The sequence below is a fragment of the Pseudomonas sp. 43A genome (genome assembly GCF_013363935.1).
Classification (GTDB): Bacteria; Pseudomonadota; Gammaproteobacteria; order Pseudomonadales; family Pseudomonadaceae; genus Aquipseudomonas; species Aquipseudomonas crudilactis.
On record NZ_CP054880.1, the window covers coordinates 5,591,126 to 5,616,713 of the forward strand.

At 58.8% G+C, this 25,588-nt stretch carries 30 protein-coding genes; 8 read left to right on the forward strand and 22 right to left on the reverse strand.

What is annotated here, in order from left to right:
* Positions 1 to 91 precede the first annotated feature (91 nt).
* Complete coding sequence (locus HUW52_RS24480; protein WP_016982769.1) at positions 92 to 595, forward strand: inclusion body family protein; 504 nt, start codon at positions 92 to 94, stop codon at positions 593 to 595.
* Positions 596 to 720: 125 nt separating this feature from the next.
* Positions 721 to 1,260: an AidA/PixA family protein gene (locus tag HUW52_RS24485; RefSeq protein WP_175555119.1), complete on the forward strand. Its 540-nt coding sequence runs from the start codon at positions 721 to 723 to the stop codon at positions 1,258 to 1,260.
* Positions 1,261 to 1,297: 37 nt separating this feature from the next.
* On the opposite strand, the gene HUW52_RS24490 is transcribed toward HUW52_RS24485, so the two are convergent.
* Positions 1,298 to 2,383: a type I restriction endonuclease gene (locus HUW52_RS24490; protein WP_175555120.1), complete on the reverse strand. Its 1,086-nt coding sequence runs from the start codon at positions 2,381 to 2,383 to the stop codon at positions 1,298 to 1,300.
* A 213-nt stretch (positions 2,384 to 2,596) separates the two neighbouring features.
* Between HUW52_RS24490 and HUW52_RS24495 the strand changes: the two genes are divergently transcribed.
* Positions 2,597 to 3,007: a low affinity iron permease family protein gene (locus HUW52_RS24495; protein ID WP_007911483.1), complete on the forward strand. Its 411-nt coding sequence runs from the start codon at positions 2,597 to 2,599 to the stop codon at positions 3,005 to 3,007.
* Between the two features lie 44 nt (positions 3,008 to 3,051).
* On the opposite strand, the gene HUW52_RS24500 is transcribed toward HUW52_RS24495, so the two are convergent.
* The 8 genes from HUW52_RS24500 to HUW52_RS24535 all read right to left on the reverse strand — a co-directional run bounded on the left by HUW52_RS24500 (position 3,052) and on the right by HUW52_RS24535 (position 8,879).
* Positions 3,052 to 3,555 (reverse strand): DUF4142 domain-containing protein, encoded by a 504-nt coding sequence (locus HUW52_RS24500; RefSeq protein WP_016982771.1) that lies wholly within the window; start codon positions 3,553 to 3,555, stop codon positions 3,052 to 3,054.
* 76 nt (positions 3,556 to 3,631) lie between these two features.
* Positions 3,632 to 3,787 carry a KGG domain-containing protein gene (locus HUW52_RS24505; RefSeq protein WP_007911485.1) on the reverse strand — a complete coding sequence of 52 codons (156 nt, stop codon included), beginning with the start codon at positions 3,785 to 3,787 and terminating at the stop codon, positions 3,632 to 3,634.
* A gap of 116 nt (positions 3,788 to 3,903) precedes the next feature.
* Positions 3,904 to 5,253 (reverse strand): bifunctional diguanylate cyclase/phosphodiesterase, encoded by a 1,350-nt coding sequence (locus HUW52_RS24510; RefSeq protein WP_175555121.1) that lies wholly within the window; start codon positions 5,251 to 5,253, stop codon positions 3,904 to 3,906.
* A 79-nt stretch (positions 5,254 to 5,332) separates the two neighbouring features.
* Positions 5,333 to 5,971 (reverse strand): LysE family translocator, encoded by a 639-nt coding sequence (locus HUW52_RS24515; protein WP_016982773.1) that lies wholly within the window; start codon positions 5,969 to 5,971, stop codon positions 5,333 to 5,335.
* Positions 5,972 to 6,031: 60 nt separating this feature from the next.
* Complete coding sequence (gene fos / locus HUW52_RS24520; RefSeq protein WP_016982775.1) at positions 6,032 to 6,448, reverse strand: fosfomycin resistance glutathione transferase; 417 nt, start codon at positions 6,446 to 6,448, stop codon at positions 6,032 to 6,034.
* Positions 6,449 to 6,452: 4 nt separating this feature from the next.
* A complete protein-coding gene (locus tag HUW52_RS24525; RefSeq protein WP_016982776.1) occupies positions 6,453 to 7,181 on the reverse strand; it encodes a hypothetical protein in 729 nt (242 codons plus the stop codon).
* 29 nt (positions 7,182 to 7,210) lie between these two features.
* Entirely contained in the window at positions 7,211 to 7,945 is a 735-nt protein-coding gene (locus HUW52_RS24530; RefSeq protein WP_175555122.1) for a hypothetical protein, read from the reverse strand.
* A gap of 22 nt (positions 7,946 to 7,967) precedes the next feature.
* Positions 7,968 to 8,879 (reverse strand): LysR substrate-binding domain-containing protein, encoded by a 912-nt coding sequence (locus tag HUW52_RS24535; RefSeq protein ID WP_175555123.1) that lies wholly within the window; start codon positions 8,877 to 8,879, stop codon positions 7,968 to 7,970.
* A gap of 77 nt (positions 8,880 to 8,956) precedes the next feature.
* Here HUW52_RS24535 and HUW52_RS24540 point away from each other — a divergent pair, with 77 nt between their 5' ends.
* Complete coding sequence (locus HUW52_RS24540) at positions 8,957 to 9,445, forward strand: DMT family transporter (protein WP_016982779.1); 489 nt, start codon at positions 8,957 to 8,959, stop codon at positions 9,443 to 9,445.
* A 120-nt stretch (positions 9,446 to 9,565) separates the two neighbouring features.
* Here HUW52_RS24540 and HUW52_RS24545 read toward each other — a convergent pair whose 3' ends face one another.
* From HUW52_RS24545 to yiaY, 5 genes are all read right to left on the reverse strand, one after another.
* Positions 9,566 to 10,897 (reverse strand): MFS transporter, encoded by a 1,332-nt coding sequence (locus tag HUW52_RS24545; RefSeq protein WP_175555124.1) that lies wholly within the window; start codon positions 10,895 to 10,897, stop codon positions 9,566 to 9,568.
* Between the two features lie 186 nt (positions 10,898 to 11,083).
* A complete protein-coding gene (locus HUW52_RS24550) occupies positions 11,084 to 12,010 on the reverse strand; it encodes a hydroxymethylglutaryl-CoA lyase (RefSeq protein WP_175555125.1) in 927 nt (308 codons plus the stop codon).
* The gene (locus tag HUW52_RS24555) at positions 12,007 to 13,200 is read right to left on the reverse strand and encodes a CaiB/BaiF CoA-transferase family protein (protein WP_175555126.1); all 1,194 of its coding nucleotides are present in this window, start codon (positions 13,198 to 13,200) and stop codon (positions 12,007 to 12,009) included. Before HUW52_RS24555 ends, HUW52_RS24550 begins: the two co-directional genes overlap by 4 nt.
* Positions 13,201 to 13,450: 250 nt before the next feature.
* On the reverse strand, positions 13,451 to 14,362 hold the full coding sequence (locus HUW52_RS24560; RefSeq protein ID WP_175555127.1) for a LysR family transcriptional regulator: 912 nt from the start codon (positions 14,360 to 14,362) through the stop codon (positions 13,451 to 13,453).
* Positions 14,363 to 14,430: 68 nt separating this feature from the next.
* Positions 14,431 to 15,579, reverse strand: coding sequence for an L-threonine dehydrogenase (yiaY, locus tag HUW52_RS24565; protein ID WP_175555128.1), 1,149 nt, complete (start codon positions 15,577 to 15,579; stop codon positions 14,431 to 14,433).
* A 155-nt stretch (positions 15,580 to 15,734) separates the two neighbouring features.
* Between yiaY and HUW52_RS24570 the strand changes: the two genes are divergently transcribed.
* Positions 15,735 to 16,754 (forward strand): DUF4917 family protein, encoded by a 1,020-nt coding sequence (locus tag HUW52_RS24570; protein WP_175555129.1) that lies wholly within the window; start codon positions 15,735 to 15,737, stop codon positions 16,752 to 16,754.
* 99 nt (positions 16,755 to 16,853) lie between these two features.
* Here HUW52_RS24570 and HUW52_RS24575 read toward each other — a convergent pair whose 3' ends face one another.
* Positions 16,854 to 17,396: a helix-turn-helix domain-containing protein gene (locus HUW52_RS24575; RefSeq protein ID WP_175555130.1), complete on the reverse strand. Its 543-nt coding sequence runs from the start codon at positions 17,394 to 17,396 to the stop codon at positions 16,854 to 16,856.
* A gap of 106 nt (positions 17,397 to 17,502) precedes the next feature.
* Between HUW52_RS24575 and HUW52_RS24580 the strand changes: the two genes are divergently transcribed.
* The gene (locus tag HUW52_RS24580; protein ID WP_007911518.1) at positions 17,503 to 18,285 is read left to right on the forward strand and encodes an aldolase; all 783 of its coding nucleotides are present in this window, start codon (positions 17,503 to 17,505) and stop codon (positions 18,283 to 18,285) included.
* Between the two features lie 22 nt (positions 18,286 to 18,307).
* Positions 18,308 to 19,189, forward strand: a complete 882-nt coding sequence (locus HUW52_RS24585) for a dihydrodipicolinate synthase family protein (protein WP_175555131.1) — start codon at positions 18,308 to 18,310, stop codon at positions 19,187 to 19,189.
* Between the two features lie 141 nt (positions 19,190 to 19,330).
* Here the strand turns inward: HUW52_RS24585 and HUW52_RS24590 are convergent, their stop codons facing one another.
* From HUW52_RS24590 to HUW52_RS24600, 3 genes are all read right to left on the reverse strand, one after another.
* Positions 19,331 to 19,675, reverse strand: coding sequence for a YegP family protein (locus HUW52_RS24590; RefSeq protein ID WP_016982788.1), 345 nt, complete (start codon positions 19,673 to 19,675; stop codon positions 19,331 to 19,333).
* A 183-nt stretch (positions 19,676 to 19,858) separates the two neighbouring features.
* Entirely contained in the window at positions 19,859 to 20,164 is a 306-nt protein-coding gene (locus HUW52_RS24595; RefSeq protein WP_095119157.1) for a ribbon-helix-helix domain-containing protein, read from the reverse strand.
* A gap of 13 nt (positions 20,165 to 20,177) precedes the next feature.
* Positions 20,178 to 20,759, reverse strand: a complete 582-nt coding sequence (locus tag HUW52_RS24600) for a DJ-1/PfpI family protein (RefSeq protein ID WP_016982790.1) — start codon at positions 20,757 to 20,759, stop codon at positions 20,178 to 20,180.
* Positions 20,760 to 21,038: 279 nt separating this feature from the next.
* On the opposite strand from HUW52_RS24600, the gene HUW52_RS24605 reads away from it, so the two are divergent.
* A complete protein-coding gene (locus tag HUW52_RS24605; RefSeq protein WP_175555132.1) occupies positions 21,039 to 21,944 on the forward strand; it encodes a DMT family transporter in 906 nt (301 codons plus the stop codon).
* Positions 21,945 to 22,010: 66 nt separating this feature from the next.
* Here the strand turns inward: HUW52_RS24605 and HUW52_RS24610 are convergent, their stop codons facing one another.
* The 4 genes from HUW52_RS24610 to HUW52_RS24625 all read right to left on the reverse strand — a co-directional run bounded on the left by HUW52_RS24610 (position 22,011) and on the right by HUW52_RS24625 (position 25,545).
* Entirely contained in the window at positions 22,011 to 23,228 is a 1,218-nt protein-coding gene (locus HUW52_RS24610) for an SAM-dependent methyltransferase (RefSeq protein ID WP_016982792.1), read from the reverse strand.
* Positions 23,229 to 23,516: 288 nt separating this feature from the next.
* A complete protein-coding gene (locus HUW52_RS24615) occupies positions 23,517 to 24,134 on the reverse strand; it encodes a TPM domain-containing protein (protein ID WP_150647023.1) in 618 nt (205 codons plus the stop codon).
* Positions 24,135 to 24,167: 33 nt separating this feature from the next.
* Positions 24,168 to 24,923 (reverse strand): YgcG family protein, encoded by a 756-nt coding sequence (locus tag HUW52_RS24620; protein ID WP_016982793.1) that lies wholly within the window; start codon positions 24,921 to 24,923, stop codon positions 24,168 to 24,170.
* 13 nt (positions 24,924 to 24,936) lie between these two features.
* The gene (locus HUW52_RS24625) at positions 24,937 to 25,545 is read right to left on the reverse strand and encodes a LemA family protein (RefSeq protein ID WP_016982794.1); all 609 of its coding nucleotides are present in this window, start codon (positions 25,543 to 25,545) and stop codon (positions 24,937 to 24,939) included.
* Positions 25,546 to 25,588 lie beyond the last annotated feature (43 nt).

Sequence of the window (25,588 nt, forward strand, 5' to 3'; positions counted from 1 at the left end):
CCAGTAGTGTGCTCGCAAAAGCCATACGGCAAGCAAGCGTCGTCGTGCCTGGATTGCAGTCCGACGTTCACTATGAAAAAGGAGCATCACCATGTCTCGAGTGACGGATATTCTGGTTTCCATCGACACCGAAACCATTCTGAAAAAGTATCCAAACATCAGCAAGGACCCGAAGAACCCCACGCTGATCGATTGGAAACATGTGTACATGGTCACCAATCAGGATAACGTCGTCAGTGGTCAGGCCGGTGGCGAGCTGGACCTCAAGGCTCAGGTCGGCGACCTGATTCGCTGGCGTGAAACCAGCCTGTCGCAGAGCTTCGAACAGGCGGTGATTTTCTACAAATTCATCCCCAATGCCGGGGAGAACCTGATCTCGCCCCCCTCCCCACGCAAGGCCACAGCGTGTGTTGCTGTGCCCAACACAAGCAATCCATCCGTGCCAAGCTGCCAGAAAGTCGACAACCACTATTGGTCATCCGAAACCCTGGACTGTGGTCGCGTGACCTATCACTTCCACTTCCTGATCGTCGACCGCAACTGCCAGATCATCGGCTGCTGCTCGTGGGATCCATTCATCTCCATCCATAACTGATGATGTGTCGAGCCCTTTGGTGACAAGGGGCTCGACCGATCCGCTGCCGCTGCGGCCGGAACAGGATGTCTTGCCTTGACCGAAGCGGCTGTCGTCTTGTGCCAACATCATGAAAGGAATCCATGATGACCAGCGAACCGATCCCGTCACCCTCATCCGCCGTCACCGACGCACACAATGTGATGCTGATCGTCGATGCCGAATCAGTGCTGGCGCGTTATCCGAACCCAAGTCTGGACGCTGCCGCGCCAACGAGCATTACCGATGGATTTATCTTTTTCGCCATAGGTAATAACTCGAAAGAAATAGTCATAAATGACAGCACGATAACAATCCAGGTCGAAATTGGCCGCGACCTGCACGTTCGTGGACGCTCCGTCAGCCTGATCGCCGAACACAGTGTGGTTGTGTACCGCATGGCAGTGGCTGACAGCGGCGTGCTTTGCGAACCGAACCTGCAAATTCATACCGACCTGACAGTGCCCGCACCCAACCCGGACGACCCGACAACACCGGGTAGTCGGAAGGCTGATGACCATTTCTGGACTTGTACGCCGAAGAAACCCGGCGAGGTGCAATGCGAATTGAGTTTCATGCTGGTCAATCAGCAGTGTGAGGTGGTGGGTTACTTCCACTGGAAGTTAGGACTGAAAATCACGAGGTAATCGACAAAAAAACCGGCCCTCAAGGCCGGTTTCATTTTCAGTCGTAATAGCCAACCGTTTTTTTCAGATGATCCGAATACTCATAGATGTCATCAACAGAGCTAATCGGATGACGGGTCTCATTTTTTTCCTCATCAAAGATACCGATGTACTTCTGTGTCCGATTGAAATGCAGCCGGCAGATTGGCTTGCGGTTGTTGTCATCCAGCAAAATCCCGAAATAGCTCTGAGTATCACGTTGAACGATTCGCTTGGCATCGACCACTGACCGAACCAGTGCACGAACGATGTGATAGCCCTCAAGCTCCTCCAGAGTTGTAAGAACCTTGTCGTCCGACTCATCCCGCGGATCGACTGGATCTGTCCCGGTAGAGGCGGACGGCAACGGCGTCAGCGCTGGTTGAATAGCACCACTCATCGCCGATTTAAGGCGATCATTGATCTGGTCATTCAAGAACTGCACAACGGCTTTTCTCGTCAGCTCATGAAACTGCTCACGTACTTTTTGAGTGATCACGCCGTCGTAAACACGGGAGGCAAATACTTTCACAAAGTCATCATCCGGCTTGCTGACCTGAGCAGCGATAACCTTTTTGATTTGGCTGACATATTTCAATTCGCCAGCGGCGTTGATGATCGAGTCCACATCAAAAGCCGACTTAGTCAGTTTGATCAGTTCGGGGACCGAGTACTCATCGATATCGAGAAGGTCCAGCTCCAGAAAGGGCTTTTCATCCATCTTGTTCGGCGCATCCAGGTCGGTAAAAAACTTGTAGACCTGACCGTTGGTGAGGATGGAAATTCGAGCACTGGTGACGTGAAAGTACCGAAACAACTGGGAGGCGTGATTGATATGCAGAGGCTCACCGATCTTTTTGCACTCAACCAAAATCTGTACTTCGCCCCCCTTCATGATGGCGTAATCAATTTTCTCGCCCTTCTTCGTACCGATGTCACAGACAAACTCTGGCGTCACCTCAGTCGGGTCAAAGACGTCGTAGCCCAACACCGTGCTGATAAATGGCATGACGAACGCATTTTTCGTTGCCTCTTCCGTCTGGATTGCAGCGCTCTGCAACCGTACTTTGGCGGCTAGGCTGGCTAACTTTTCGAAGAATTCCATGAGTGACCTCTTGCGTGATGTCTGTCCGTGTAATGGGCTACTGGCAATTTGATCGCCACTTGATACTAGCCACAAACCCACACAATGAAAGTTTCGCCATTAAGCGGAATTCGCTCGGCCGTGTTTTTATCGAAAGGGCATGGATGTAAGTAGAATTTTCATTACGCCGCCAATGTCTGAATTTCAAGCACTCCACCAATAAGGAACACGGCTATGAAATTCGCAAAAATCTCTCAGAAGCTCGCGATGGTGGCCGGTAGTCCCAAAACCTTCATGGGCGCATTGATCCTGATCGGATTGTGGGGCTTGAGCGGGCCGATCTTCGATTACAACGACACCTGGCAACTGATCATCAACACCTCGACCACCATCATCACGTTCCTGATGGTGTTCCTGATCCAGAACACACAGAACCGCGATACCGACATTCTGCATTTGAAGATCGATGAATTGCTGTTAGTGACCAAAGAGGCGCAGAACGCGATGCTTGGGCTGGAGGCGCTGGATCTTAAGCAACTGGAAGCGCTGCGCAGGCACTATCGGTCGTTGGGCGAGGGTGAGGTTTTCAATCTTGAGGGGCTGGGCGAGAAGAGCAAGTCGAAGCAGGATTTGAATGAGTGCTGAAAAGCAAAAGACCGCCGTCCACGGCAGCGGTCTTTTGATTGTGATTAACGGCTGGCCTGTAACTGGCGAGCCATTTGCAGATGGTTTTGCAGCTTGGGCAACGTCTCATCCGCGAAGGCTTTGATCTCCGGCACGTCAGTGTTCTGGGCCTCTTGCTGAATCTGCTCGATGGCCTCTTCAGTAGCTTTGACCTGACTCGCGGCATAGGCCTGATCGAAGGATGCGCCTTCAGTCACTTGCGGCATCAATTCTTTAGCCTTGCCGGCCAGTTCCTCACGCGGCGCGACCGGCAAGTCGAGCTTCTTGGCGATTTTCGCCAGGTGCTGGTTGGCCGTGGTGCGATCATTGATGACGACGATGGTGTAGTCCTTGACCTCTTTCGATTCGGCTTTGCTGTGGGCCAGACGACTGGCCTCGATGTCGGCCATGCCCTTGGCTGAGGCATCGTTGATGAAATCGGCGGGCGACTGGGCAAAAGCGCTGCTGGCACACAGGCCCAACAGCGATGCAAAACTCATGTTGCGTATACGGGTGGCCATCCGGCTCATGGTCGCGCCCTCCTCACTTGCGAAATTCAAGCGGGAGCTTACGCCCCCGCCTCTCAATCAAAACTACCTTCACCGACTACTTCGATTTCTGAGCGGGCTTGCGGCCCATATCTGGTTTTGGCTCTTTGTCGACGGTCGTTGTGGTGGTTTTCCCACCTTTGCGACCTGCTTCAGAGGCCTTGGTTCGATCGTTGGCGAAGTTTCCCGAGTTCGAGTTTCTTGAATTAGGCATGATTCTCTACCTCTTGGTAATGATCGTGGCGAGCAGGTGCCCGCCTAGATTGAGAATTTTCTGGCCAGCAAAGGTTTAGAAAAATTGCAGTCGCTGCGACGAACGGCGGCCCCGGATCAACTATTCAACGCGTGATGGTTCAAGCGTTTCGCCGCGTACATCGCCTGATCGGCATGCCTAAACAGTTGCTGCTCCTCACCGCCGTGTTCTGGATAGTGGGCGACGCCAATGCTCGGTTCGATGTGCAGATTGTGGCCATCGAGGCGCATCGGCTGGACCAGAACCTGTCGGATTTTTTCCGCCACGCCGTCAGCATCTTCCGAGGCCTGAACGCTGTGCAGCAACACGACAAATTCATCCCCGCCAATTCTGGCCACGGTATCGGTTTCGCGCACACAGCCCTTGAGGCGGTTGGCCACGGTTTGCAGGAGCATGTCGCCCACAGCATGGCCGAAGGTGTCGTTGACCTGTTTGAAGCGATCCAGATCGACATACAACAAGGCCATGTGCCCGGATTGCTCGCGCGCGCCGGCCAACGCAGCCTTCAAGCGATCGCGCAGCAATTCACGATTGGGCAACTGCGTCAGTTGATCGTACTGCGCCATGCGCCGCAGGCGGGCGTGCAATTGCTGGCGCTCGATGGCCGTGGCGACCTGGGCGCAAACGTATTGCAGCAGTTCCTTGTCTTGCTCGGTGTAGCGCTCGCCGCCGGGCAGACTTTTGACGATCAAGGCACCGATGGTGCCGTTCTTCGAGTTCAACGGCACGCCAAGCCAGCATGGCGAGTTCTGCTCCGCCACCAGCGCGGCGAAATCCGCCGGGGAATCTGCACTGTCTGGCGTCAGAAGAATCGGCTGTCCGCTACGGATAACTTCCGCACACAGACGTCCAGTGACGGTGCCCGGTCGTTCGGGCTGCAATTCGTCATCGTCGACGTGATAGGGGAAATTCAGTTGTGCGCAGTGCTCATCGTACAGCGCCACGGAGAAATTCATCGCCGGCAGCCATTCGCCGATAATCAGGTGGATACGTTTGAACAGCGCCAGCAAATCTTCCGCCGCATGGGCCGCTTCGGATATCGCATAGAGCGCAGCCTGGCGCGATTCGGCTTGTTTGCGCTCGGTGATGTCGCGCGCCACGGCGATGCGCAGTTGGTCGACTTCCGACCAGCGCGCCGACCAGAGAATGTGCGCGACGCTGCCATCCTTGCGCAGATAACGGTTTTCGAAGTTGAGCTTGGGTTCGCCGCCCATGATTTCGTTGGCGGCGGCGAGGGTGCGCTGACGATCCGCCGGGTGCACCAGTTCGATCATTTGTCGGCCGATCAATTCTTCAGGCGAATAGCCGAAAACCCGTTCGCAGGCAGCGCTGACAAAAACGAAGCGGCCTTGCTTGTCGACCGCGCAAACGGCGTCCAGCAACAGGTCGATAAAACTCGCCAACGGCGCGGAATTTCGGCTTTCCATGGTTCGGCGTGAGTGTCCGGGTAATGCAGCACTGATCAACCATCCCTGACCTCTTGATTGCGCCTCCCTGCACACACCTTCAAGCCTTGTTCGGCATCAGTCCCGGCAGCGCATGCACCAGCGCGTTGATGGCGAAACCGATAAACATCACGCCACACAGGCGGGTGATCAACAATTCGTGACGCTGATACAGCGTGCGTACCCGTTGCGCGCCGACCACGCCAATCAGAATAGCGTAGGCCAGCAAGCCGCCGAGGAAACTCAGGGCAATCAGCGCCGGCAGCATCGACCAGTTGAGCAGTTCGGCGCGGCTCGACAGGAGCGCGGTGAAGGTCGCGACCGCCACCGGGTAGGCCTTGGGATTGGTCAAGCCAAACAGAATGCCGTGCCAGAACGGCTTGCGTGCCGCGCCCTGTGGTTCGTCACCATTGCGACGCTGGGCGCGCACCGCGCGCCAGCCAAGCCAGAACAGGTACACACCGCTGAGCACACCGAGCACATCAAACGCGGTGCTGCCGATTTCCCGAGCGCCGACAATCGCGATCAGCGCCGTGCTGCACCAGACCACATCGCCGAGCAGATGCCCGCAAAGAAACCCCGCTCCGGCCCGCCGCCCGTGGGCTGCGCCGATGCCGAATACCGCCAGCACACCCGGCCCGGGCGTAATGCCATAAATGAAACCCGAGGCCAGCACGGCCATTAGCAACGATGGAGTCATGGAAAACCTGCAAGCGGCAGAACACGTGGCCGCCAGTCTATAACAGACAAATGTGTCTGATCATGACTCGTCGTAAAAACGCATGCCGGCGTACGGTTTTTGCCGACACGCTGCCAGCCGTGAAGCGAGATCGCCGACGTGAACTTCGAGCTTGTGGCCGTCGGGATCGAGGAAATAGAACGACGCGCCTTCGCTGCGGTTATCGCGCCATTCCCGCACGTTCGCGCCTTTTAGCGTCTGCACGAACGTTGAAAAATCGGCTGCAGTGAGGCTAAACGCGTAATGGGTGTAGTCGACGCACGGTTCGCTTGAACGCAGCGGATCAAGCGACAGACACAACCACAGCCCCGGCAGCGAAAGGTAAGCACCGGCGTCCCACGTGGCTTCGACGCGCAGCTGCAACACATCGCGATAGAACGCCAGACTGCGCTGCAAATCGCTGACCGCGAGGGTCAGATGGTTGAGGCCGGTGAGCATACGGTCAGTAACCTCTGAGGTCTTCGGGGACGATGTATTGCTGGCCGTCGTAGGTCAGGACGACGCGAGTTTTCTTCATATCGATCGTTTTCGAGATGCACTCCTTGCCCGACAGGAAGGATTTGTAAACTGAACCACTCGAGCTGACGATCAGATCGGCAAAACCATGGTGGCTCGTCGCGCCGATATCAACAGTCCTGCGGATTTGCGTGTCTTCGGTGGCACACTCATCCGTCCCTTCGCCGAACTCCTTGCGAATCACCAAGCCTTCCAGCACCGGGCGCAACTTGTTGCCTTCGCGCACATATAACGCCAAATCGGTTTTTGCGTAAGGATTGGCTCTGGAGCCGTGACTGGCGAATTTCGAACGCAATCCGAATGCACGGACATCTGCTGCCAATCGGTAGCGGGCCGTATCGATTGTCAGATCGTCGAAACTGATTGCATCGGAATTGTAGGCACCCGGCTTTGCATAAGTAGCGAGGCTCTTGCCGCTTGTCGAACTGACGAGCGCCAGTTCCAGATCGAACACGCCCATCTCATCGTCGCCCGAATCCGAGAGAAATGAAGACTTCGCCGCAATCGACTGATCGTTGAACGCCGGCCACGCTTTGCAGCGCGAAAGGGAATGGCCGTCGAACTTCTTCACTTCGCAGGCGGCCTGGGCTTGGGCGGCCATCGTTAAAAGGCCCATCGCGATGAAAGAGCCCAGCAATGTAGTACGCGAGAACATTATTCTTCCTTGAGTAAAAGACATCGGTCTTAGAGGCCTTTGAAATCTTCAGGCATTACGTAGTTTTTGCCGTCATAGCGAAGTGTCGTCAAGACAGGTTTTTGCGTGACGGTATTGGATACACACGCCTCGCCTTCGCCCGCGCCAACAGTCGAACTACGGATCGTTTTGATCATCAGATCGGCATAACCATGGCTGCTGGTCTTGGCCAACGCCACGGTTCGCGTAGTCTCGTAGCGCTCCCCCGCACAATTGCCATCCCACTCCCCGCCATATTCATAAACCACCAGCCGATCCATGACAGGACGCAATGCGTTGCCGTCTTTCACATAGAGCGACAACCAGGTTTCATCCACAGGATTCACGCGCGAAGAGCCTTTGAACCGTACTCGCACGCCAAAGGCCTGCAATTGCGGCGCGAGCTTATAGCGAGCGGTATCGAATTTCAGTTCGTCCAGCGCGATGGCATCCACGGAGAATGCCGAGGGCTGATAAAAGCTCGCTAACGGCTTGGAGTCTGCACTCGCCACCAAGGCCAAACGCAGATCGTAAAGCCCTACAGTCCCTGACTCGCCATACACCGGATCGGGCGAGAAATTGGCAGCAGCGGTGAGCGTCAGCCCGGGATACGCCGGCCAATCCTTGCAGAGGGAAAAATCCACCTCATGCGCCGTGGGTGCCGGTGTGCAATCGGCAACTGCCTGCCCCGCCAGCAACCACCCGCACAATGCGGCACAACCGATCCAGCCAGACTTCACTGTCACTTCCTGCTCCTTGAGAGTTTTTTCAGCCGCGCACTATCCCCTCCTCAATCGTCCGATTCAACCAGTTCAACGCCTGATCCGCACCCCGCCGCTTGTGCCAAGCCAGCACAAACGTGAACGGCGAAATCTCGAACGGTGGCGGCACCACGATCAGTTCGCGTTGATCAAGCTCACGCACGCTGCGTGAAGACACCGTAAGAATCAGATCCGTGCCACTGATGAACTGCGGCGCGACGTTCCAGTGCGGCAGGCTGATCGCGACGCGGCGACGTTCACGCAGAGAGGTCAATGCGCGCTCGATTTCCGGTGTGCCGCTGCCGCGCATTTCCAGCAGGACGTGCGGACGAGACAGGTAGGTCGGCAAGTCCAGCACACCGCTGGCCGGCAGCGTCTGGCGATCCAGCAGGCAGACATAGCGCTCTTCAAACAGCACCGAGCTGCGCAGTTCGTGGGGCATTTCCGGGAAGACGCCGGCGGCCACGTCGATATCACCATTGAGCACGCCTTCGAGCATCCCTTCACGACTGGCATGGCTGATTTGCAGGTCGATGCCCGGTGCTTCCCGGCGCAGGGTGCGGATCAGCGTAGGCAGAATGATCGCCGCGCCATAGTCCGACATCGCCACACGAAAGGTCCGACGCGCATTGGCCGGATCGAAGGTGTTCGGCGCCAGCAGCGATTGCATCTGTGCCAGCGCTTCGGTCAGCGGCGCGACCAGTTCCAGCGCTCGTGCGGTGGGCACCAGGGTTGAACCTGCGCGTACCAGAAGCGGATCACCGAGCAGGTCGCGCAAGCGTGCCAGCGCATGGCTGACCGCCGGTTGACTGAGGTGCAAACGCTCGGCGGCACGGGTGACATGCTGCTCGCTGAGCAAGGCGTCGAGGATCACCAACAGGTTGAGGTCGATACGGCGCAGATCATTCATTTGATGCATATTCTGGATGATGAAACGGAATTTAAATCTGCGCGACGAATACTCTAGAGTCCAGCAAAACCTGTTGGAGAATCGAGATGAGTACATTGCAGTGGGCCGGCTTGTTGATGCTGGCCGCGTTTGCCGGGGCGGTGGTGCCGTTTCAGAGTGCAATCAACAGCAATCTGGCGCGGGGGTTGGGGCATCCGTTGTGGGCGACGTTAGCGTCTTTGCTGGTCAGCGTGTTGGTCCTGTTGCCGGTGATTGTGGCGCTGCGTTTGCCGTTGCCGTCGTTGACGTTCATCAGCAAGGCGCCGTTGTGGATGTGGGCCGGTGGTGCGTTTGGCGTGTGTTTTGTGGCGTTGGCGGTGGTGTTGCTGCCCAAGCTTGGCGCTTCCGGGTTTGTAGCGCTGGCGTTGGCTGGGCAAGTGATAGCTTCGATGGTGCTGGATCACTTTGGGTTGTTTGGGTTGGTGGAGAAACAGCTGACCGTGTCGCGAACTTTTGGGGCGGTGTTGTTGATTGCCGGGGTGGTGTTGATTCAGTTTGGCGGGGTGTTTGAGAGGAATGCAGTGGCTGCTGGATGATCGTTTGAATCGATGATTTTCAGTGTCTGGAAGTCAGTCTTCGCGAGCAGGCTCGCTCCCACAGGGGAATGTATTTCAAATGTGGGAGCGAGCTTGCTCGCGAAGGTGTCAGAGCTGATATCAATATTTGTCGAGCGTGCGCAATTTCTGCGGCAACCCCCAAAGCAACAGTGCCGCCGCGATCAATGCCGCGACGCCAATCACATACAGCGCCGGTGTGGTGCTGCCGGTCAAATCCTTGATCCGTCCGACCATCACCGGGCTGACGATCCCGCCAAACTGCCCAAGTGTGTTGATCACCGCAATCCCGCCCGCTGCACCAGCGCCAGCACCGGCCAACAACTTCGGTGGCAGCGTCCAGAAGCTCGGAATCGAGGCGATGATCCCGGCGCCAAGCAAGCCAAGAGCAACGATCAAAAACGTCGTGTGACTGGCGAAAATCCCCGCACTGAAAAAGCCGATCGCCCCGACAATGACCAGCCCGGCGACAAACTTGCGCCGCTCACCCGTCGCATCCGACAAACGCCCGATCACCACCATGCTGATCGCCCCGCAAATGTACGGAATCGCCGTCAGCAACCCGATCATCACCGGGCTCTCGGTGCCGGCGCTGCGGATCAGCTGCGGCGCCCAGAAATTCAAGCCGTAGGACGCCACCTGAATCAAAAAGTAGATTAGCCCCAAGGTCAGGAAACCCGGAATCTTCAACGCCGCGAGCAACGAACCACCGCTCTTGTGCGGTTCATGCTGGGCGATGCGACTGGAGAGCAATTTCTTCTCGTCAGCCGTCAGCCAGTGCGCATCCTCGATGCGATCCTTGAGCAGCATCAGCACCAGAAAACCGAGGCCGATGCACGGCACGCCGCCAAGCAGGAACAGCCAGTGCCAGCCGCGCATTTGCAGCACGCCGTCGAGGTGTTCCAGCACCAGCCCGGAGAATGGCGCGCCGACCAGCCCGGCGAACGCCGAGGCGAGAAACAGCATCGAGGTGATGCGGCCACGGAAGTGCTGCGGGAACCACAGCGTCAGGTAATACAGCACGCCCGGGGCAAAACCGGCTTCCATTGCGCCAATCACAAAGCGCAGCGCATAGAACTGCCATTCGCTGTTGACGAAGACCATCGCTGCCGTTGCCAGGCCCCAGGACATCATGATCCGCGCGATCCAGCGGCGTGCGCCGACCTTGTACAGCATCATGTTGCTAGGCACTTCGAACAGCACGTAACCGACCACGAACAGCCCGGCGCCGAGGCCGTAAGCGGTGTCGCTCAAGCTCAAATCGGTCTGCAACTGGAACTTGGCGAAACTGATGTTGATGCGGTCGAAGAAGGCGAACAGGTAGCAGACCATGATCAGTGGCATCAGGCGCCAGGCTACTTTGCTGACCAGGGCTTTTTCGGCGTCGTGATCGACGGACGGACTCGCGCCCGCCTCCATTACATTGAGGCTCATAGCTTTTCTCCAGGCGGACTGCCGGTGGGCGTCCGATTGTTTTTGTTGTCTGGTTATGACGCTCACTGTGGAGCGTTTTTTTGTGGGAGCGAGCTTGCTCGCGAAGGCGTCGAGTCAGTCGAAATCAAATGTGAATGACACACCGTCTTCGCGAGCAAGCTCGCTCCCACAGGGGGATTTGTATATTCAGGTGGGGATCGGGTGCAGGTCGCAATTGCGCCCGGCCTTGGCCAGTTGACCGGGGACTTCGTGGCCCAACAGATCCGGCAAGCCGCGGGATAGTTTCAGCAGCAGCGGCAAGTCGATGCCGGTGTGTATCCCGATCTCATCGCACAGGTTCACCAGGTCTTCAGTGCAGATATTGCCCGACGCGCCCGGCGCAAACGGGCAGCCACCAAGGCCACCGAGTGCGGCATCGAAACGCCGCGCGCCCGCCTCGTAAGCCGCCAGCACATTGCACAGCCCCAGACCCCGGGTGTTGTGAAAATGCAGGGTCAGATCGGCCGGCGAAACCCGCTGCAACACGCGCCGCACCAAGCGATCCACCTGTCGCGGATTGGCCATGCCGGTGGTGTCGGCGAGGGTGATGCCCGCAATGCCGAGTTCCTGGTAAGCGTCGACGATTTGCAGCACGCGATCCTCGTCGATCCGGCCTTCGAACGGGCAACCGAACGTCGTCGCGATACTGCCATTGAGGCGCACGCCGGAGCCGCTGGCAAACGCCACAATGTCACCGAACGCTGTCAGCGAATCCTCGCAGCGCATGCGCATGTTGGCCATGTTGTGCGTCTGGCTGGCGGACATCACCAGATTCAACTCGTCAGCCCCTGCCGCCAACGCACGTTGCGCACCTTTGAGGTTGGGAATCAGCGCGACGTAAATAACCCCCGACTGGCGTTGCATGCCGGTGAAGACTTGCTCGCCGTCACGCAGCGCCGGAATGGCTTTCGGCGAGACAAACGATCCCGCTTCGATACGGCTGAAACCGGCCAGCGACAGTTGATCGATCAGGGCGATCTTGTCAGCGGTTTCCACCCACGTCGGTTCGATCTGCAAACCATCGCGCGGCGAGACTTCCTGAACGATCAGGGTTTGCGAATAGTCCGTGATCATTGCACCACCCCTTGGCTTTTCAGGCGTTCGATGTCGAGTTCAGTCAGACCGAGGCCGGCGAGAATACCGTCGGTGTGCTGGCCGAGTTTCGGCCCCGACCAGTTCACCTCGCCGGGGGTTTCCGATAGTTTCGGGACGATGCCGGGCATCTTCACCGTTGCACCGCCGGGCAATTCGGCATTGAGCAACATGTCCCGGGCCTGATAGTGCGGATCAGCGACGATGTCGGCCACCGAATAAATGCGCCCGGCCGGCACTTCAGCCGCTTCCAGCGCCGCGAGCACGTCGTCGATCGGCAGGCTACTGGTCCAGTGGGTGATGGCGGCGTCGAGCAAACCGCTCTTGGCCGCACGACCATCGTTATGAGCGAATTCTGCTGCTTCAGCCAGATCATCACGGCCGATGGTTTGCATCAGACGTTTGTAGATCGGGTCGCTGTTGCCGGCGATCACCACGTAAGCGCCATCCGCCGTGAGGTAAGTGTTCGACGGCGCGATCCCCGGCAAAGCGCCGCCGCTGCGCTCACGGACATGACCCAGCATGTCGTATTCCGGCACCAGACTTTCCATGACGTTGAACACGCTTTCGGCCAGCGACACGTCGACGACCTGCCCACCGCCCTGCCCGGTCTTGACCCGCAGCAGCGACATCAGCGCGCCGATCACCGCGTGCAGCGAGGCCAGCGAATCACCGAGGCTGACGCCGACCCGCGCCGGTGGCGAACCGGGGGTGCCAGTGGTGTAACGAATGCCGCCCATCGCTTCGCCGATCGCGCCGAAACCGGGACGATCGCGGTACGGGCCCGTCTGGCCGTAGCCGGAAATACGCACAAGGGTGAGATTGGGGTTCAGCGCGTGAAGTACGTCCCAGCCCAGCCCCAGTTTCTCCAGCGCACCGGGGCGCAGGTTTTCGATGATGACGTCGGCATCGCTGGCCAGTTGCTTGACCAGTTCAATGCCTTCGGCAGATTTGAGGTTGAGCGCCAGGGATTTCTTGTTGCGTGATTGCAGATACCACCAAAGCGACGTGCCTTCGTGCAACTTGCGCCATTTGCGCAGCGGGTCGCCCTGCCCCATGGCTTCGATCTTGATCACCTCGGCGCCGAACTCGGCGAGCATGCGCGCGGCAAACGGCGCGGCGATCAGGGTGCCGATCTCGATCACTTTGATCGCACTCAAAGGGGCAGTCATCGCGGGGTACCTCTTGTTCTTGGAATATGCAGCCAAGGCTAGAGGAACGATGATCGGGCAATCCAGCCTTCTCTCGGCAATGGGCGTTCGCGAAATGCGAACGCTCGAGGGGCTGTGGTGGATTCACGGACGCCTTCGCGAGCAAGCTCGCTCCCACAGTGGATATGTGTTGAACACAGAATCTGCAGCCGCCACGGATCCCTGTGGGAGCGAGCTTGCTCGCGAAGAGGCCGGGACATTCACTGAAGATCTAAGCGCCCTGCCCCCGCAAATGCTCAAACAACAACCGGCTTACCGGCGACAACCCCGCTTCATCGCGCACCACCACAATCAACGCGCGATCCGACCAGTCATCCGTCAACGACACCGCGCGCAACCCCAGCGCCTGACCAAACAGTTCATAAGCACGCTGCGGCAAAATGCCGATGCCCATGTTGGCCTGGACCATCCGGCACACCGCATCGAACCCCGGTACATGAATACGAATACGCAGGACTTTACCGGCCTGACGCGCCGCCGCGTGAGTGCGCATGTTGATTGAACTGGCCGCGTGCAAACCGACGTAATCACTGTCCAGGGTTTCGCCGAACGCCACCAATTGACGCGCGGCCAACGGATGTTCCGGCAGCATCACCACCACCAGTTTGTCCTGACGGTACAACACGCTGTGCAGACCTTTGGTGTCGCTGTCGCTGGAACAGATACCGAGATCCGCCACGCCATCGAACACGCCCTGAATCACCCCGGCGCTGGGCCGTTCTTCAAGGTCGGTCTTGACCTGCGGATGCTGCGCGGAAAAGTCGCGCAGGTCTTCGGGCAGGAACTGAATGATCGCCGAGAGGTTCGCCAGCATGCGCACATAGCCGCGCACACCGTGGCTGTGTTCGCCGAGCTCCAGACCCATTTTCTCGACGTTGAACAGCATCTGCCGGGCATGGTGCAGCAAGGTTTCCCCGGCCGGGGTCAGGGTCATGCCCTTGGCCTGGCGCACGAACAGGCTGATCCCGAGTGCCTCTTCCAGCTCCATCAGCCGCTTGCTCGCTGCCGACACCGCGATGGCTTCGCGCGAGGCGGCACGGGTCAGCGTGCCCTCTTCGTGGACAGCGACAAACAGTTGCAGGGTGATCAGGTCGAGGCGGCGGATCAGGCTTTTTTGCAGCATGCGAGACTCGGCTAGGCTGGCGCGAACGGGCCTTGAGCATAACGCCGTTCGCCACCGCTGTACCCGTCTCAGAACGCGTTGCGGAAGATCTCCTCGATCTGGCGTTGATCCGCCGCCCGTGGATTGGTCAGCCCGCAGGCGTCCTTCAGGGCATTGCTGGCGAGTAGCGGGATGTCGGCGAGTTTGGCGCCGAGTTCACGTAATCCGCCGGGAATTTCGACGTCTTTGGCCAGACAACGGATGGCGGTGATGGCCGCTTGCGCGCCTTCTTCCGGACTGCAACCACGAATGTCGGCGCCCATCGCGTGGGCAACATCGGTCAGCCGCTCGGCACAGACCAGCGCATTGAACGTCTGCACATGGGGCAGCAGCACGGCGTTGCACACGCCATGGGGCAAGTCGTAGAAACCGCCCAACTGATGCGCCATCGCATGCACGTAACCGAGCGATGCATTGTTGAAAGCCATGCCGGCGAGGAACTGCGCGTACGCCATGTTTTCCCGCGCGGCGAGGTCGCTGCCGTCGCGCACGGCCAGGCGCAGGTTGTTGCTGATCAGGGTCATGGCCTTCAACGCGCAGGCATCGGTGATCGGGTTGGCAGCGGTCGACACGTAGGCTTCGATGGCATGGGTCAGCGCGTCCATGCCGGTGGCGGCGGTCAGGCCTTTGGGCATGGCGACCATCAGCTCCGGGTCATTGACCGACAGCAGCGGCGTGACGTTGCGGTCGACGATGGCCATTTTCACGTGGCGCGATTCATCGGTGATGATGCAGAAGCGGGTCATCTCGCTGGCGGTGCCGGCGGTGGTGTTGATGGCGATCAGCGGCAGTTGCGGTTTGCTCGATTGATCGACGCCTTCGTAATCGCTGATCTGCCCACCGTTGGTCGCGCACAGGGCAATGCCTTTGGCGCAGTCGTGCGGCGAACCACCGCCCAGCGACACGACGAAATCGCAGCGACTTTCCTTGAGCAGGCCCAGACCCGATTCGACGTTGGCGATGCTCGGGTTCGGTTTGGCGCCGTCGAAGATCACCGAATCGATGTCCTGCATCGCCAGTTTCTCGGCAACCATCGTGGCCACGCCAGCCTTGGCCAGCCCCGCGTCGGTGACGATCAGTGCCTTGCGAAAACCGTAGTTGCGGATCGCGACCATGGCTTCGTCGAGGCAGCCACTGCCCATGATGTTGACCGCCGGAATGAAAAAGGTGCTGCTCATCGTGCATCTCCTGACAGGGGCCGAATCGACTGCTCCGGTTCGGCGGATAGACACAGCATCGACCGATCGGTCACGGCGGATGTTGATCTGGCTCAATGCCCGCTCGTGATAAAGTCGCCGCCCATCAGCCCCTTTGTTTTGAGACCGCCTACGCAATGACCGATTTTCTCGATGTCGACGCCACCCTCGAAGACTGGAACGCCCTGCGCGCCGCAACTGACTTCAGTGGCTTGCTGGTGGGCAACGGGGCCAGCCGCGCGGTCTGGGACGACTTCGGCTATGACTCGCTGTTCGAGAACGCCCGCACCGTCGAAGAAAAACCGCTGAGCCCATCGGAACTGGCGGTGTTCGACGCGATGCAGACGCGCAGTTTCGAGCAGGTGCTCGGCGCGCTGAAAACCACCAGCCGGGTTAACAAGGCGTTGGCTGTCAGCTCGGCGGCGCCGCGCAATCGTTACTACGCGATCAAGGAAGCGCTGATCAACACCGTGCACGCCGTGCACATTCCGTGGCGACTGGTGAAGCCTTCGACGCTGACGGTTTTGAATGAAGAACTGGCGCGCTATCGCACGGTGTTCACCACCAATTACGACTTGCTCAACTACTGGGCGCTGCAGCACCACAGCGAGGCCATCGACGACCTGTTCAACGGCCCGAATGCCAGTTTTGATCTGAGCGAAACTGCCACCGGCAAACCGCGCTTGCTGTACCTGCATGGCGGTCTGCACCTGGTGCGCAATCAGGACGGCACCGCGCGCAAACTGACGTCAACCGAAGGCACGCTGCTCGGCAGTTTCGCCATCAACAACACGATCAAGACACTGGATGACGTGCCGCTGTTCGTTACCGAAGGGCCGAGTGCGGACAAGCTCAAGACCATTCGCAGTTCGGATTATCTGTCGTTCTGTTATGCGCAATTGCTGGGACATGGCGGCGGTTTGTGCATCTTTGGTCATGCCTTGGGCGAGCAGGATGCGCACATCGTGCGAGCGCTGCGCCTGGCGAAACCTGCGACGCTGGCGATCTCGATTTATCCGCGCAGTGCGGCGTTTGTTCAGCATCAGAAACGGCATTACGCGAAGGTGTTCGAGGGGACGGGTGTGGAGTTGCGGTTTTTTGATGCGAAGAGCCATGCGTTGGGGAATCCGAAGTTGTCGGTCCCCGTCGAGGTTTGATGTAAACCGGACTGACGCCTTCGCGAGCAGGCTCGCTCCCACATTGGAACGCGGCCTACTGTGGGAGCGAGCTTGCTCGCGAAGCTTTTAGCAGACAGCTCATTCTTCGGCGCTGTGCACCACCACCAGCAACTGCGCCTGCACATCCCCGACCGATCTGATCCGGTGCGGTTTCTGCGCATTGAAGTGCAGCGCGTCGCCGCGCTCCAGCAGCACCTTCTCGCTCATGAAATCCACTTCGACCTGCCCTTCGTGGACGAACAGAAACTCCTCGCCCATATGCTCCTTGAAGGTTTTGTCAGTGAACTCGCTCGGCGGGTAGATGATGAACGGCAGCAGGTTGCGTTCGCTGACCTGATGGGCCAACACGGCATACCCGGGGCTCTGATCATTCGCTGCCAGTGACTGCCGTTCGTGGCTGCGCACCAGGCTGTAGCTGTCGAGGCTGACGTTGTCTTCGGAGAACAATTCCTCGACTTTTACATTCAGCGCTTTCGCCAGTTTCAACGCGGCAGCAATCGACGGGGTGTTCAGCCCGCGTTCGACTTTGGACAGATAACTCTTGGTCATGCCGGATTTTTCGGCCAGTGCCTCAAGGGTTACGCCAAGTTTTTTTCTCAATAATTTCAAACGGATAGACATGCGCGGCGGTTATTCCAGCAAGGAAGCGACGATTTGTGCTTGCCAATGACACTTTGTGTCATATAGCCTCTTTAGTGTCATTTGCTCTCACCCAAAGGACACAGACATGGCCAAGACATTAGCACTACCCAAAGACCAACTGGTCAAGCAAGCGCTGACCCAGATGCAAAAAAGCCTGGCGGATAATACGTGGACGGACCGGCAAAAGCTGGCCCTGACGTGCCGGATTCTATTCGAGAACGGTCATGACTCCGGTCTGGCCGGACAAATCACCGCTCGTGGCCCGCAGCCCGGCACCTATTACACTCAGCAACTGGGCCTGGGTTTCGACGAAATCACTGCGAGCAATCTGCTGCTGGTCAACGAGGATCTGGAAGTCCTCGAAGGTCACGGCATGGCCAATCCGGCCAACCGTTTCCACAGCTGGGTGTACCGCGCCCGTCCGGATGTGAACTGCATCATCCACACTCACCCGACCCACGTGGCGGCGCTGTCGATGCTGGAAGTGCCACTGCAGATTTCCCACATGGATTTGTGCCCGCTGTACGACGACTGCGCATTTCTCGAAGGCTGGCCGGGCGTGCCGGTGGGCAATGAAGAGGGCGAGTTGATTGCCGGTGCGCTGGGCGACAAACGCGCAATTCTGCTTTCGCACCACGGTCAGTTGTCGACCGGTACGACGATTGAGGAGGCCTGTGTCATCGCCCAACTGATCGAGCGCGCGGCCAAACTGCAACTGCTGGCGATGGCCGCTGGCACGATCAAGCCGATCATTCCCGAGCTGGGCCGCGAGGCGCATGACTGGATCGCCAAGCCGAAACGCCACGCCGCCGCCTTCAACTATTACGCTCGGCAGAACCTGCGCCAACACGCCGATTGCCTGAACTGAAACCTGTTACGGAGAAATTCCCATGTCCACTATTCACGGCATTATCGGCTACACCATCACCCCGTTCGGCGCCAATGGCGAAGGGCTGGATCTGCCCGCGCTCGGCCAATCGATCGATCGTTTGATCGACAGCGGCGTCCACGCCATTGCACCACTGGGCAGCACCGGCGAAGGCGCTTACCTGAGCGATGCGGAGTGGGATCAGGTTGCCGAATTCAGCATCAAACACGTGGCCAAACGCGTGCCAACCATCGTCAGCGTGTCTGACCTGACCACCGCCAAAGCCATACGCCGCGCGCGTTTCGCTGAAGCCCACGGCGCCGATGTGGTGATGGTGCTGCCCGCCTCGTACTGGAAGCTCACTGAGGCAGAAATCCTCGCCCACTACCGCGCCATCGGCGAGCGCATCGGCGTGCCGATCATGCTCTACAACAACCCCGCCACCAGCGGCACCGACATGTCGGTTGATTTGATTCTGCGCATCGTCAACAGCGTGGAAAACGTAACCATGGTCAAGGAGAGCACCGGCGATATTCAGCGCATGCACAAGCTGCAATTGCTCGGCGAAGGTCAGGTGCCGTTCTACAACGGCTGCAATCCGCTGGCACTGGAAGCGTTTGCCGCCGGGGCGAAAGGCTGGTGCACAGCGGCGCCGAACTTGATCCCGCAGCTGAACCTGGATTTGTATGAGGCCGCCATGGCTGGGGATCTGGATCGCGCGCGGGATTTGTTCTATCGCCAGTTGCCGCTGCTGGATTTCATCCTCAAGGGTGGCTTGCCGGCGACGATCAAGGCTGGGTTGCGGCAGACCGGGCTTGAATCGGGCGATCCACGTTTGCCGGTATTTCCGCTGAGTGAAGCGGGCCAAACGCAGCTGCAAACGATCCTGAAATCCCTGCGCTGATCTCACTGCAATGTACAAAAACCTGTGGGAGCGAGCTTGCTCGCGAAGGCGTCAGTTCAGTCAACATCGATGTTGAGTAAACGACCGCTTTCGCGAGCAAGCTCGCTCCCACAGGGGATTTTGGTGGATTTGAAAGTGAGGTCAGAGAACCGGCAAGGTCTTGTCCTTGATCACTTTGCTCGGTCCGTTCGCCTTCACACTGGCAATGCCTTTATCGCACGCCGCCTCCGATGAATAGGATTCGCTGCTGCCGATGATCTGATGATTGGCCGCTTTCAGGTTGAAGTACGGATGGCCGTCCTTCGTCGACTTCCTCTCATAGCGCTCATCCAGCGGGCTGTTGGTTTGCACCGCCGCGATGCCGCCGTCGGCCGCTGCGCGCGTGGTGTACAGCTCGCTGGTCAGAATCGTTTCGGCATTCGCCGCTTTCAGCACAAACCTGAACTGGCCGTTGCTGCTTTTACTGAGTTCGTACCATCCGGACATGCTCGTTGCTCCTTGGCGATTGAGAGACTTCGCGCAAATGAGTAAAGACCAGCCCCAGACTTCTGTCGCCTGTACCGGCCCCTTCGCGAGCAAGCTCGCTCCCACATGGGACCGCATTTCAGTTGCAGAACGCGGTCGAAAGTGGGAGCGAGCTTGCTCGCGAAAGGGTCACTGCGATGCTGGCTATTTCACCACCGCCCGCACCACCGACAACTCCGGCGTACTCACCCGCCGCTGACTCAGATAGCGCGTACAACTCACCCGCAGGAACGAGGCAAAATTCACCACCTCCCCGCGATAATCCATCACCTCTTCATACAGCTTGGCGATCAACTGGTTGGTGGTCATGCCATCGACCTCGGCGATTTCGCTGAGGATGTCCCAGAACTGATTCTCCAGGCGCAACGTCGTCACCACGCCGCAGATGCGCAGCGAACGCGAGCGAGATTCGTAGAGAATCGGGTCAGCCTTGACGTAGAGCTCGCACATCGGCGAATCCTCGTTACAGGGTGATTTTGGTGCCGAGCAAACCGAGAAACCCGGCCAGCCAGTTCGGATGCGCCGGCCATGCCGGGGCTGTGGCCAGATTGCCTTGAACGTGGCCGTCCGTCACCGGAATATCGATGTACGTACCGCCCGCCAGACGCACTTCCGGCGCGCAAGCCGGATAGGCGCTGCATTCGCGGCCTTCAAGTACACCCGCCGCCGCGAGCAATTGCGCACCATGGCAGACGGCGGCAATCGGTTTGCCGGCCTTGTCGAAGGCACGCACCAGGTCGAGGACTTTTTCGTTGAGGCGCAGGTACTCCGGCGCACGGCCGCCGGGGATCAGCAGCGCGTCGTAATCGGCATCGTTGACCTTGGCGAAGTCGAAGTTGAGGGCGAACAGGTGACCGGGTTTTTCGCTGTAGGTCTGATCGCCTTCGAAATCATGGATCGCGGTGCGCACGGTTTTGCCGGCAGCCTTGTCCGGGCACACGGCGTGGACGGTGTGACCGACCATTTGCAGGGCCTGGAACGGCACCATCACTTCGTAGTCTTCGACGTAATCGCCGACCAGCATCAGAATCTTTTTCGCAGCCATGGGGAGGGCTCCTCTGGGGAATGCTTGGGAGTATTGAAGGTAGACCTTATCCGGAGGCTCGGGTAACAACCGGCTACTACCTGAGAGACCACGTCATCGTTCTTCGCGAGCAAGCTCGCTCCCACATTTGGAATGCATTCTCCTGTGGGAGCGAGCTTGCTCGCGAAGGGGCTCTCAAACTGTACGCCTAAGTCCGTGCCTAGCTGTAACAGCCCGAACACCACGGATTATGGCTAGATGAGGAAACCTTTCTACCATCCCAACATCTGGTCCCCCATCATGTCCTCGCGCGAAAACACCGGCATGGCCCTTGGCCTGCTCGGCGTGGTGATTTTCAGCCTTACCCTGCCCTTCACCCGCATCGTGGTGCAGGAACTGCATCCGCTGCTCAACGGTTTGGGCCGCGCACTGTTCGCAGCAATTCCGGCGGCGCTGCTTCTGTTATGGCGCCGCGAGAAGTGGCCGAGCTGGCAGCAGGTCAAAGGCCTGAGCCTGGTGATCGCCGGGGTGATTCTGGGTTTTCCGGTGTTGTCGGCGTGGGCCATGCAAACCTTGCCGGCGTCCCACGGTGCGCTGGTCAACGGCCTGCAACCGCTGTGCGTGGCGCTGTATGCCGCATGGTTGTCCCACGAACGTCCGTCAAAAGCCTTCTGGGCCTGCGCGGCGTTGGGCAGTGCGTTGGTGCTCGGCTATGCGTTGTATACGGGGGCCGGCAGCATTCAAGCGGGTGATCTGCTGATGCTCGGCGCGATTGCCGTCGGTGGGCTGGGCTATGCCGAGGGCGGCCGCTTGGCCAAGGAGATGGGCGGCTGGCAGGTGATCTGCTGGGCGCTGGTGCTGTCGACGCCGCTGTTGATCGGGCCGGTGTTGTACCTGGCGCTGCAACATCAGGGCGCGGTGTCGGCCAAGACCTGGTGGGCGTTTGGTTATGTGGCGTTGTTTTCGCAGTTTCTCGGTTTCTTTGCCTGGTACGCCGGGTTGGCCATGGGCGGGATCGCTCGGGTCAGTCAGATCCAGTTGTTGCAGATTTTCTTCACCATCGCCTTTTCGGCGTTGTTCTTTGGTGAACATGTCGAGCCGATTACCTGGGTGTTTGCGTGTGGCGTGATTGCCACCGTCATGCTCGGTCGCAAAACCGCGGTGAAGTCAAATGTGGGAGCGAGCTTGCTCGCGAAGGCGGATTGACAGTCAACGATGATGTTGGCTGTTATGGCCCCTTCGCGAGCAAGCTCGCTCCCACAGGGTTTTGTGTCAGACGAGGTAGCCGTCGGCGCGCAGCAGGGTTTCCAGGCAGTGCTCGCTGATGTTGTAGAAGGCTTTCAACTCTTCGATCTTCACCAACAGCTGAGCCGGGTCGACCGGCTCGGCGCGCTTCACCGCCAGAATCATCTTGTTCTTGTTGGTGTGTTCCAGCGAGATGAACTCGAAGACCTTGGTCTCATACCCGCAGGCCTCAAGGAACAATGCGCGCAGACTGTCGGTGACCATTTCCGCCTGCTGGCCCAAGTGCAAACCGTATTGCAGCATCGGCTTGAGCAGTGCCGGGCTCTGTATCTGTAAACGGATCTGTTTGTGGCAGCACGGCGAGCACATGATGATCGATGCGCCGGAGCGGATACCGGTGTGGATCGCATAGTCAGTGGCGATGTCGCAGGCATGCAGGGCGATCATCACGTCCAGCTCGCTCGGCGCCACGCTGCGCACGTCACCGCATTTGAATACCAGCCCCGGATGATCGAGTTTTGCCGCCGCGGCGTTGCACAGGTTGACCATTTCCTCACGCAGCTCGACGCCGGTGACTTCGCCTTCAGCCTTGAGCGTGTTGCGCAGGTAATCGTGAATCGCGAACGTCAGATAGCCCTTGCCCGAACCGAAATCCGCCACACGTACCGGTTGCTCCAGCGCCAGCGGCGACGACGTCAGGGCATGGCTGAACACTTCGATGAACTTGTTGATCTGCTTCCACTTGCGCGACATCGCCGGGATCAGCTCGTGTTGCGCGTTGGTCACACCGAGGTCCTTGAGGAATGGCCGGCTCAACTCAAGGAAGCGGTTTTTCTCGCGGTTGTGCTCGGCTGACGGTGCTTCGCGCAATTGCTGAGGTTTGCTCTTGAACAGCGAAGGCTTGCCCTTTTTGCTGTATTCGAGCTGGGCTTCGTCAGTCACCGCGAGTAAATGCGCATTCTTGAATGAGGCTGGCAACAGCTCGGCAATCGCCGTCACACCGTCAACCAAGGGCAGGTTTTTGGTGATGTCGCGGGTTTTGTAGCGATAGACGAACGACAGGTTCGGCTGCGCTTTGACCGTCACCGGTTTGATGATGACCCGCTGCAGTTCCGCCTCTTCACCGACGTATTTGGCCAGCACCAGTTTGATGAAGCCGTTCTGTTCGAGACTGGTTTGCAGCAGCTCGATGAACTGGGCGTGGTGATCGGGCGCGGGCTTGGTGGCAGGTGCAGTAACGGACATGGAAAAGCGGCCTCGGACGGGCGAAATCGGGAATGGCGGGTATTTTAGGGGGGATGGGAGTTGGGGACACGCTCTTATTTACCCAACGGTTGTTAGAAGCACCCTCACCCTAGCCCTCTCCCAGAGGTAGAGGGGACTGACCGAGGTGTTTTTACGAGTTACACCGACCTGAAAAACCGAGCCGAACTCAGGTTTGAAGGGCCCCCGATCTGCTCCCTTTCCCCCTCTCCCATTGGGAGAGGGCTGGGGTGAGGGGCTGGATCTCAGCGTCGACGAATAATCCAGGTGTTACCCCAGCACAATCAACCGATTCGGCAACTCATTCCTCACCTGCGTCACCGGCACATGCACTTTCAGCAACTCCCCACACGCCTCGATACACGTCACAAACCCTTCCAGCGTGCGCCCCTGCCGCACCTGCTCGGTAAACGCAGCAACAATTGCATCCCAGGATTTATTGTCGAGCCGTTTGGAAATCCCTTCATCCACCAGAATCTCCACATACCGCTCCGCCTCACAGACAAAAATCAGCATGCCGGTACTGCCCACCGTGTGGTGCAGGTTCTGTTCGAGAAACTGCCGGCGTGCCAGGTTCGACGCGCGCCAATGCCGCACGCGGCGCGGTATCAAATGCGTGGTGATTTTCGGCAAACGAAACAGCAGGCACAGCACGATAAACGCCCCCCACTGCACCAGCAGCAAGCTGTGCATGGTCAACCACCCGGTCAGGTAGTGCACGACGCCGGGCACCACCAGCGCCAAAAGGCTCGCCCACAACAGCGGGATGTACGCGTAGTCATCTGCGCGGGCGGCGAGTACCGTCACCAGTTCGGCGTCGGTGTCGCGCTCGACCCGGGCAATCGCCTCGGCGACTTTGCGTTGTTCGTGTTCGGTCAGTAGTGCCATGTTGAAAAGTGCCTGCTCATTATTCTTCTGATCTCACCAGCCGCCGGACGAACCGCCGCCGCCGAAACTGCCCCCGCCGCCGCTGAAGCCCCCGCCTCCACCGCCGCCGCCAAATCCACCACCACCGCCAAAGCCGCCCCCTCCTCCGGAGCCACCCCGGCCGGCAGGCAGGATACCGAGCATCTGGCAGACAAACACCGTCAGGATGAACAACATCACCAAAAACACGAACAATGCCGGGTGCCGCGAGATGAAATCATCGGACGGATCACCGCTGGATTCATAAACCGTCGACGGCTCATCCAGCGGATTGCCACCGAGCACCACCAACATTGCCGCGACGCCGTCGCTAATGCCTTTGCTGAAATTTCCGCTTTTGAACGCAGGCGTGATGACTTGATGGATGATCACCGAAGTCTGCGCGTCAGTCAGCCGGTCTTCCAGACCATAACCGACTTCAATGCGCAGTTTGCGCTCGTCACGGGCGACGATCAGCAGCGCACCGTTGTTCTTGTCCTTCTGGCCGATGGCCCAATGTCGACCGAGCTGAACGCCGAAGTCCTCAATGGTTGTGCCTTGCAAATCCGGCACGGTGACCACAACCAATTGCTCGCCGGTCGCCTGCTCGTGGGCCTGCAACTGCTGGCTCAGTTGTGCGCGCACGGACGGCTCGATCATCTGCGCTTCATCCACCACCCGCCCGCTCAGCGCCGGGAACGTCAACTCGGCCCGGGCGCTGATGGCGAACAGCAACAGCATCAGCACCAGGCCCATTTTCAACACGCGCATGGACAACCTCGAATCAGAATTTCACTTCCGGGGCCTTTTCCGCGCCGGGCGTGGTGGCTTCGAAGGTTTCGCGGATCGGCAGGTCGCTGTACATCACGCTGTGCCAGAGGCGACCGGGGAAGGTGCGAATTTCGGTGTTGTATTTCTGCACCGCCAGAATGAAATCGCGACGCGCCACAGCAATGCGGTTTTCCGTGCCCTCAAGTTGCGATTGCAGGGCGAGGAAGTTCTGGTTGGCCTTCAGATCCGGATAGCGCTCGGACACCACCATCAGGCGGCTCAATGCGCCGGTCAGTTGGTCCTGCGCCTGCTGGAATTGCTTGAGTTTCTCGGGATTGTCGAGGGTGCTGGCATCCACCTGAATCGACGTGGCTTTCGCCCGCGCCTCGATCACTGCGGTCAGGGTTTGCTCTTCATGCTTGGCGTAACCCTTCACCGTTTCCACCAGGTTAGGGATCAGGTCGGCGCGGCGCTGGTACTGGTTCTGCACCTGGCCCCACGCGGCTTTGGCCTGTTCGTCGAGGGTCGGGATATTGTTGATGCCGCACGCGGTCAACAGCGTGGCCAGCACCAGCAGTGTGGCGACCTGCAAACGCGAGCGATTGGTTGGGCTTACATTCATCGCAGTGATGCTCCTTGGCACATTTCATTATAAAAACCGAGCG

What these genes read in the sequence shown, in the direction of transcription:
- HUW52_RS24625 (WP_016982794.1), bottom strand. Translation starts at nt 25,545, where the DNA reads ATGAATGTAAGCCCAACCAATCGCTCGCGTTTGCAGGTCGCCACACTG.
- HUW52_RS24505 (WP_007911485.1), bottom strand. Translation starts at nt 3,787, where the DNA reads ATGCCTAATTCAAGAAACTCGAACTCGGGAAACTTCGCCAACGATCGA.
- HUW52_RS24550 (WP_175555125.1), bottom strand. Translation starts at nt 12,010, where the DNA reads ATGATCACGGACTATTCGCAAACCCTGATCGTTCAGGAAGTCTCGCCG.
- HUW52_RS24605 (WP_175555132.1), top strand. Translation starts at nt 21,039, where the DNA reads ATGTCCTCGCGCGAAAACACCGGCATGGCCCTTGGCCTGCTCGGCGTG.
- HUW52_RS24580 (WP_007911518.1), top strand. Translation starts at nt 17,503, where the DNA reads ATGGCCAAGACATTAGCACTACCCAAAGACCAACTGGTCAAGCAAGCG.
- HUW52_RS24485 (WP_175555119.1), top strand. Translation starts at nt 721, where the DNA reads ATGACCAGCGAACCGATCCCGTCACCCTCATCCGCCGTCACCGACGCA.
- HUW52_RS24575 (WP_175555130.1), bottom strand. Translation starts at nt 17,396, where the DNA reads ATGTCTATCCGTTTGAAATTATTGAGAAAAAAACTTGGCGTAACCCTT.
- HUW52_RS24585 (WP_175555131.1), top strand. Translation starts at nt 18,308, where the DNA reads ATGTCCACTATTCACGGCATTATCGGCTACACCATCACCCCGTTCGGC.
- HUW52_RS24480 (WP_016982769.1), top strand. Translation starts at nt 92, where the DNA reads ATGTCTCGAGTGACGGATATTCTGGTTTCCATCGACACCGAAACCATT.
- yiaY (WP_175555128.1), bottom strand. Translation starts at nt 15,579, where the DNA reads ATGAGCAGCACCTTTTTCATTCCGGCGGTCAACATCATGGGCAGTGGC.
- HUW52_RS24555 (WP_175555126.1), bottom strand. Translation starts at nt 13,200, where the DNA reads ATGACTGCCCCTTTGAGTGCGATCAAAGTGATCGAGATCGGCACCCTG.
- HUW52_RS24570 (WP_175555129.1), top strand. Translation starts at nt 15,735, where the DNA reads ATGACCGATTTTCTCGATGTCGACGCCACCCTCGAAGACTGGAACGCC.
- HUW52_RS24515 (WP_016982773.1), bottom strand. Translation starts at nt 5,971, where the DNA reads ATGACTCCATCGTTGCTAATGGCCGTGCTGGCCTCGGGTTTCATTTAT.
- HUW52_RS24590 (WP_016982788.1), bottom strand. Translation starts at nt 19,675, where the DNA reads ATGTCCGGATGGTACGAACTCAGTAAAAGCAGCAACGGCCAGTTCAGG.
- HUW52_RS24600 (WP_016982790.1), bottom strand. Translation starts at nt 20,759, where the DNA reads ATGGCTGCGAAAAAGATTCTGATGCTGGTCGGCGATTACGTCGAAGAC.
- fos (WP_016982775.1), bottom strand. Translation starts at nt 6,448, where the DNA reads ATGCTCACCGGCCTCAACCATCTGACCCTCGCGGTCAGCGATTTGCAG.
- HUW52_RS24510 (WP_175555121.1), bottom strand. Translation starts at nt 5,253, where the DNA reads ATGGAAAGCCGAAATTCCGCGCCGTTGGCGAGTTTTATCGACCTGTTG.
- HUW52_RS24545 (WP_175555124.1), bottom strand. Translation starts at nt 10,897, where the DNA reads ATGAGCCTCAATGTAATGGAGGCGGGCGCGAGTCCGTCCGTCGATCAC.
- HUW52_RS24535 (WP_175555123.1), bottom strand. Translation starts at nt 8,879, where the DNA reads ATGCATCAAATGAATGATCTGCGCCGTATCGACCTCAACCTGTTGGTG.
- HUW52_RS24620 (WP_016982793.1), bottom strand. Translation starts at nt 24,923, where the DNA reads ATGCGCGTGTTGAAAATGGGCCTGGTGCTGATGCTGTTGCTGTTCGCC.
- HUW52_RS24500 (WP_016982771.1), bottom strand. Translation starts at nt 3,555, where the DNA reads ATGAGCCGGATGGCCACCCGTATACGCAACATGAGTTTTGCATCGCTG.
- HUW52_RS24615 (WP_150647023.1), bottom strand. Translation starts at nt 24,134, where the DNA reads ATGGCACTACTGACCGAACACGAACAACGCAAAGTCGCCGAGGCGATT.
- HUW52_RS24540 (WP_016982779.1), top strand. Translation starts at nt 8,957, where the DNA reads ATGAGTACATTGCAGTGGGCCGGCTTGTTGATGCTGGCCGCGTTTGCC.
- HUW52_RS24560 (WP_175555127.1), bottom strand. Translation starts at nt 14,362, where the DNA reads ATGCTGCAAAAAAGCCTGATCCGCCGCCTCGACCTGATCACCCTGCAA.
- HUW52_RS24490 (WP_175555120.1), bottom strand. Translation starts at nt 2,383, where the DNA reads ATGGAATTCTTCGAAAAGTTAGCCAGCCTAGCCGCCAAAGTACGGTTG.
- HUW52_RS24525 (WP_016982776.1), bottom strand. Translation starts at nt 7,181, where the DNA reads ATGTTCTCGCGTACTACATTGCTGGGCTCTTTCATCGCGATGGGCCTT.
- HUW52_RS24495 (WP_007911483.1), top strand. Translation starts at nt 2,597, where the DNA reads ATGAAATTCGCAAAAATCTCTCAGAAGCTCGCGATGGTGGCCGGTAGT.
- HUW52_RS24595 (WP_095119157.1), bottom strand. Translation starts at nt 20,164, where the DNA reads ATGTGCGAGCTCTACGTCAAGGCTGACCCGATTCTCTACGAATCTCGC.
- HUW52_RS24610 (WP_016982792.1), bottom strand. Translation starts at nt 23,228, where the DNA reads ATGTCCGTTACTGCACCTGCCACCAAGCCCGCGCCCGATCACCACGCC.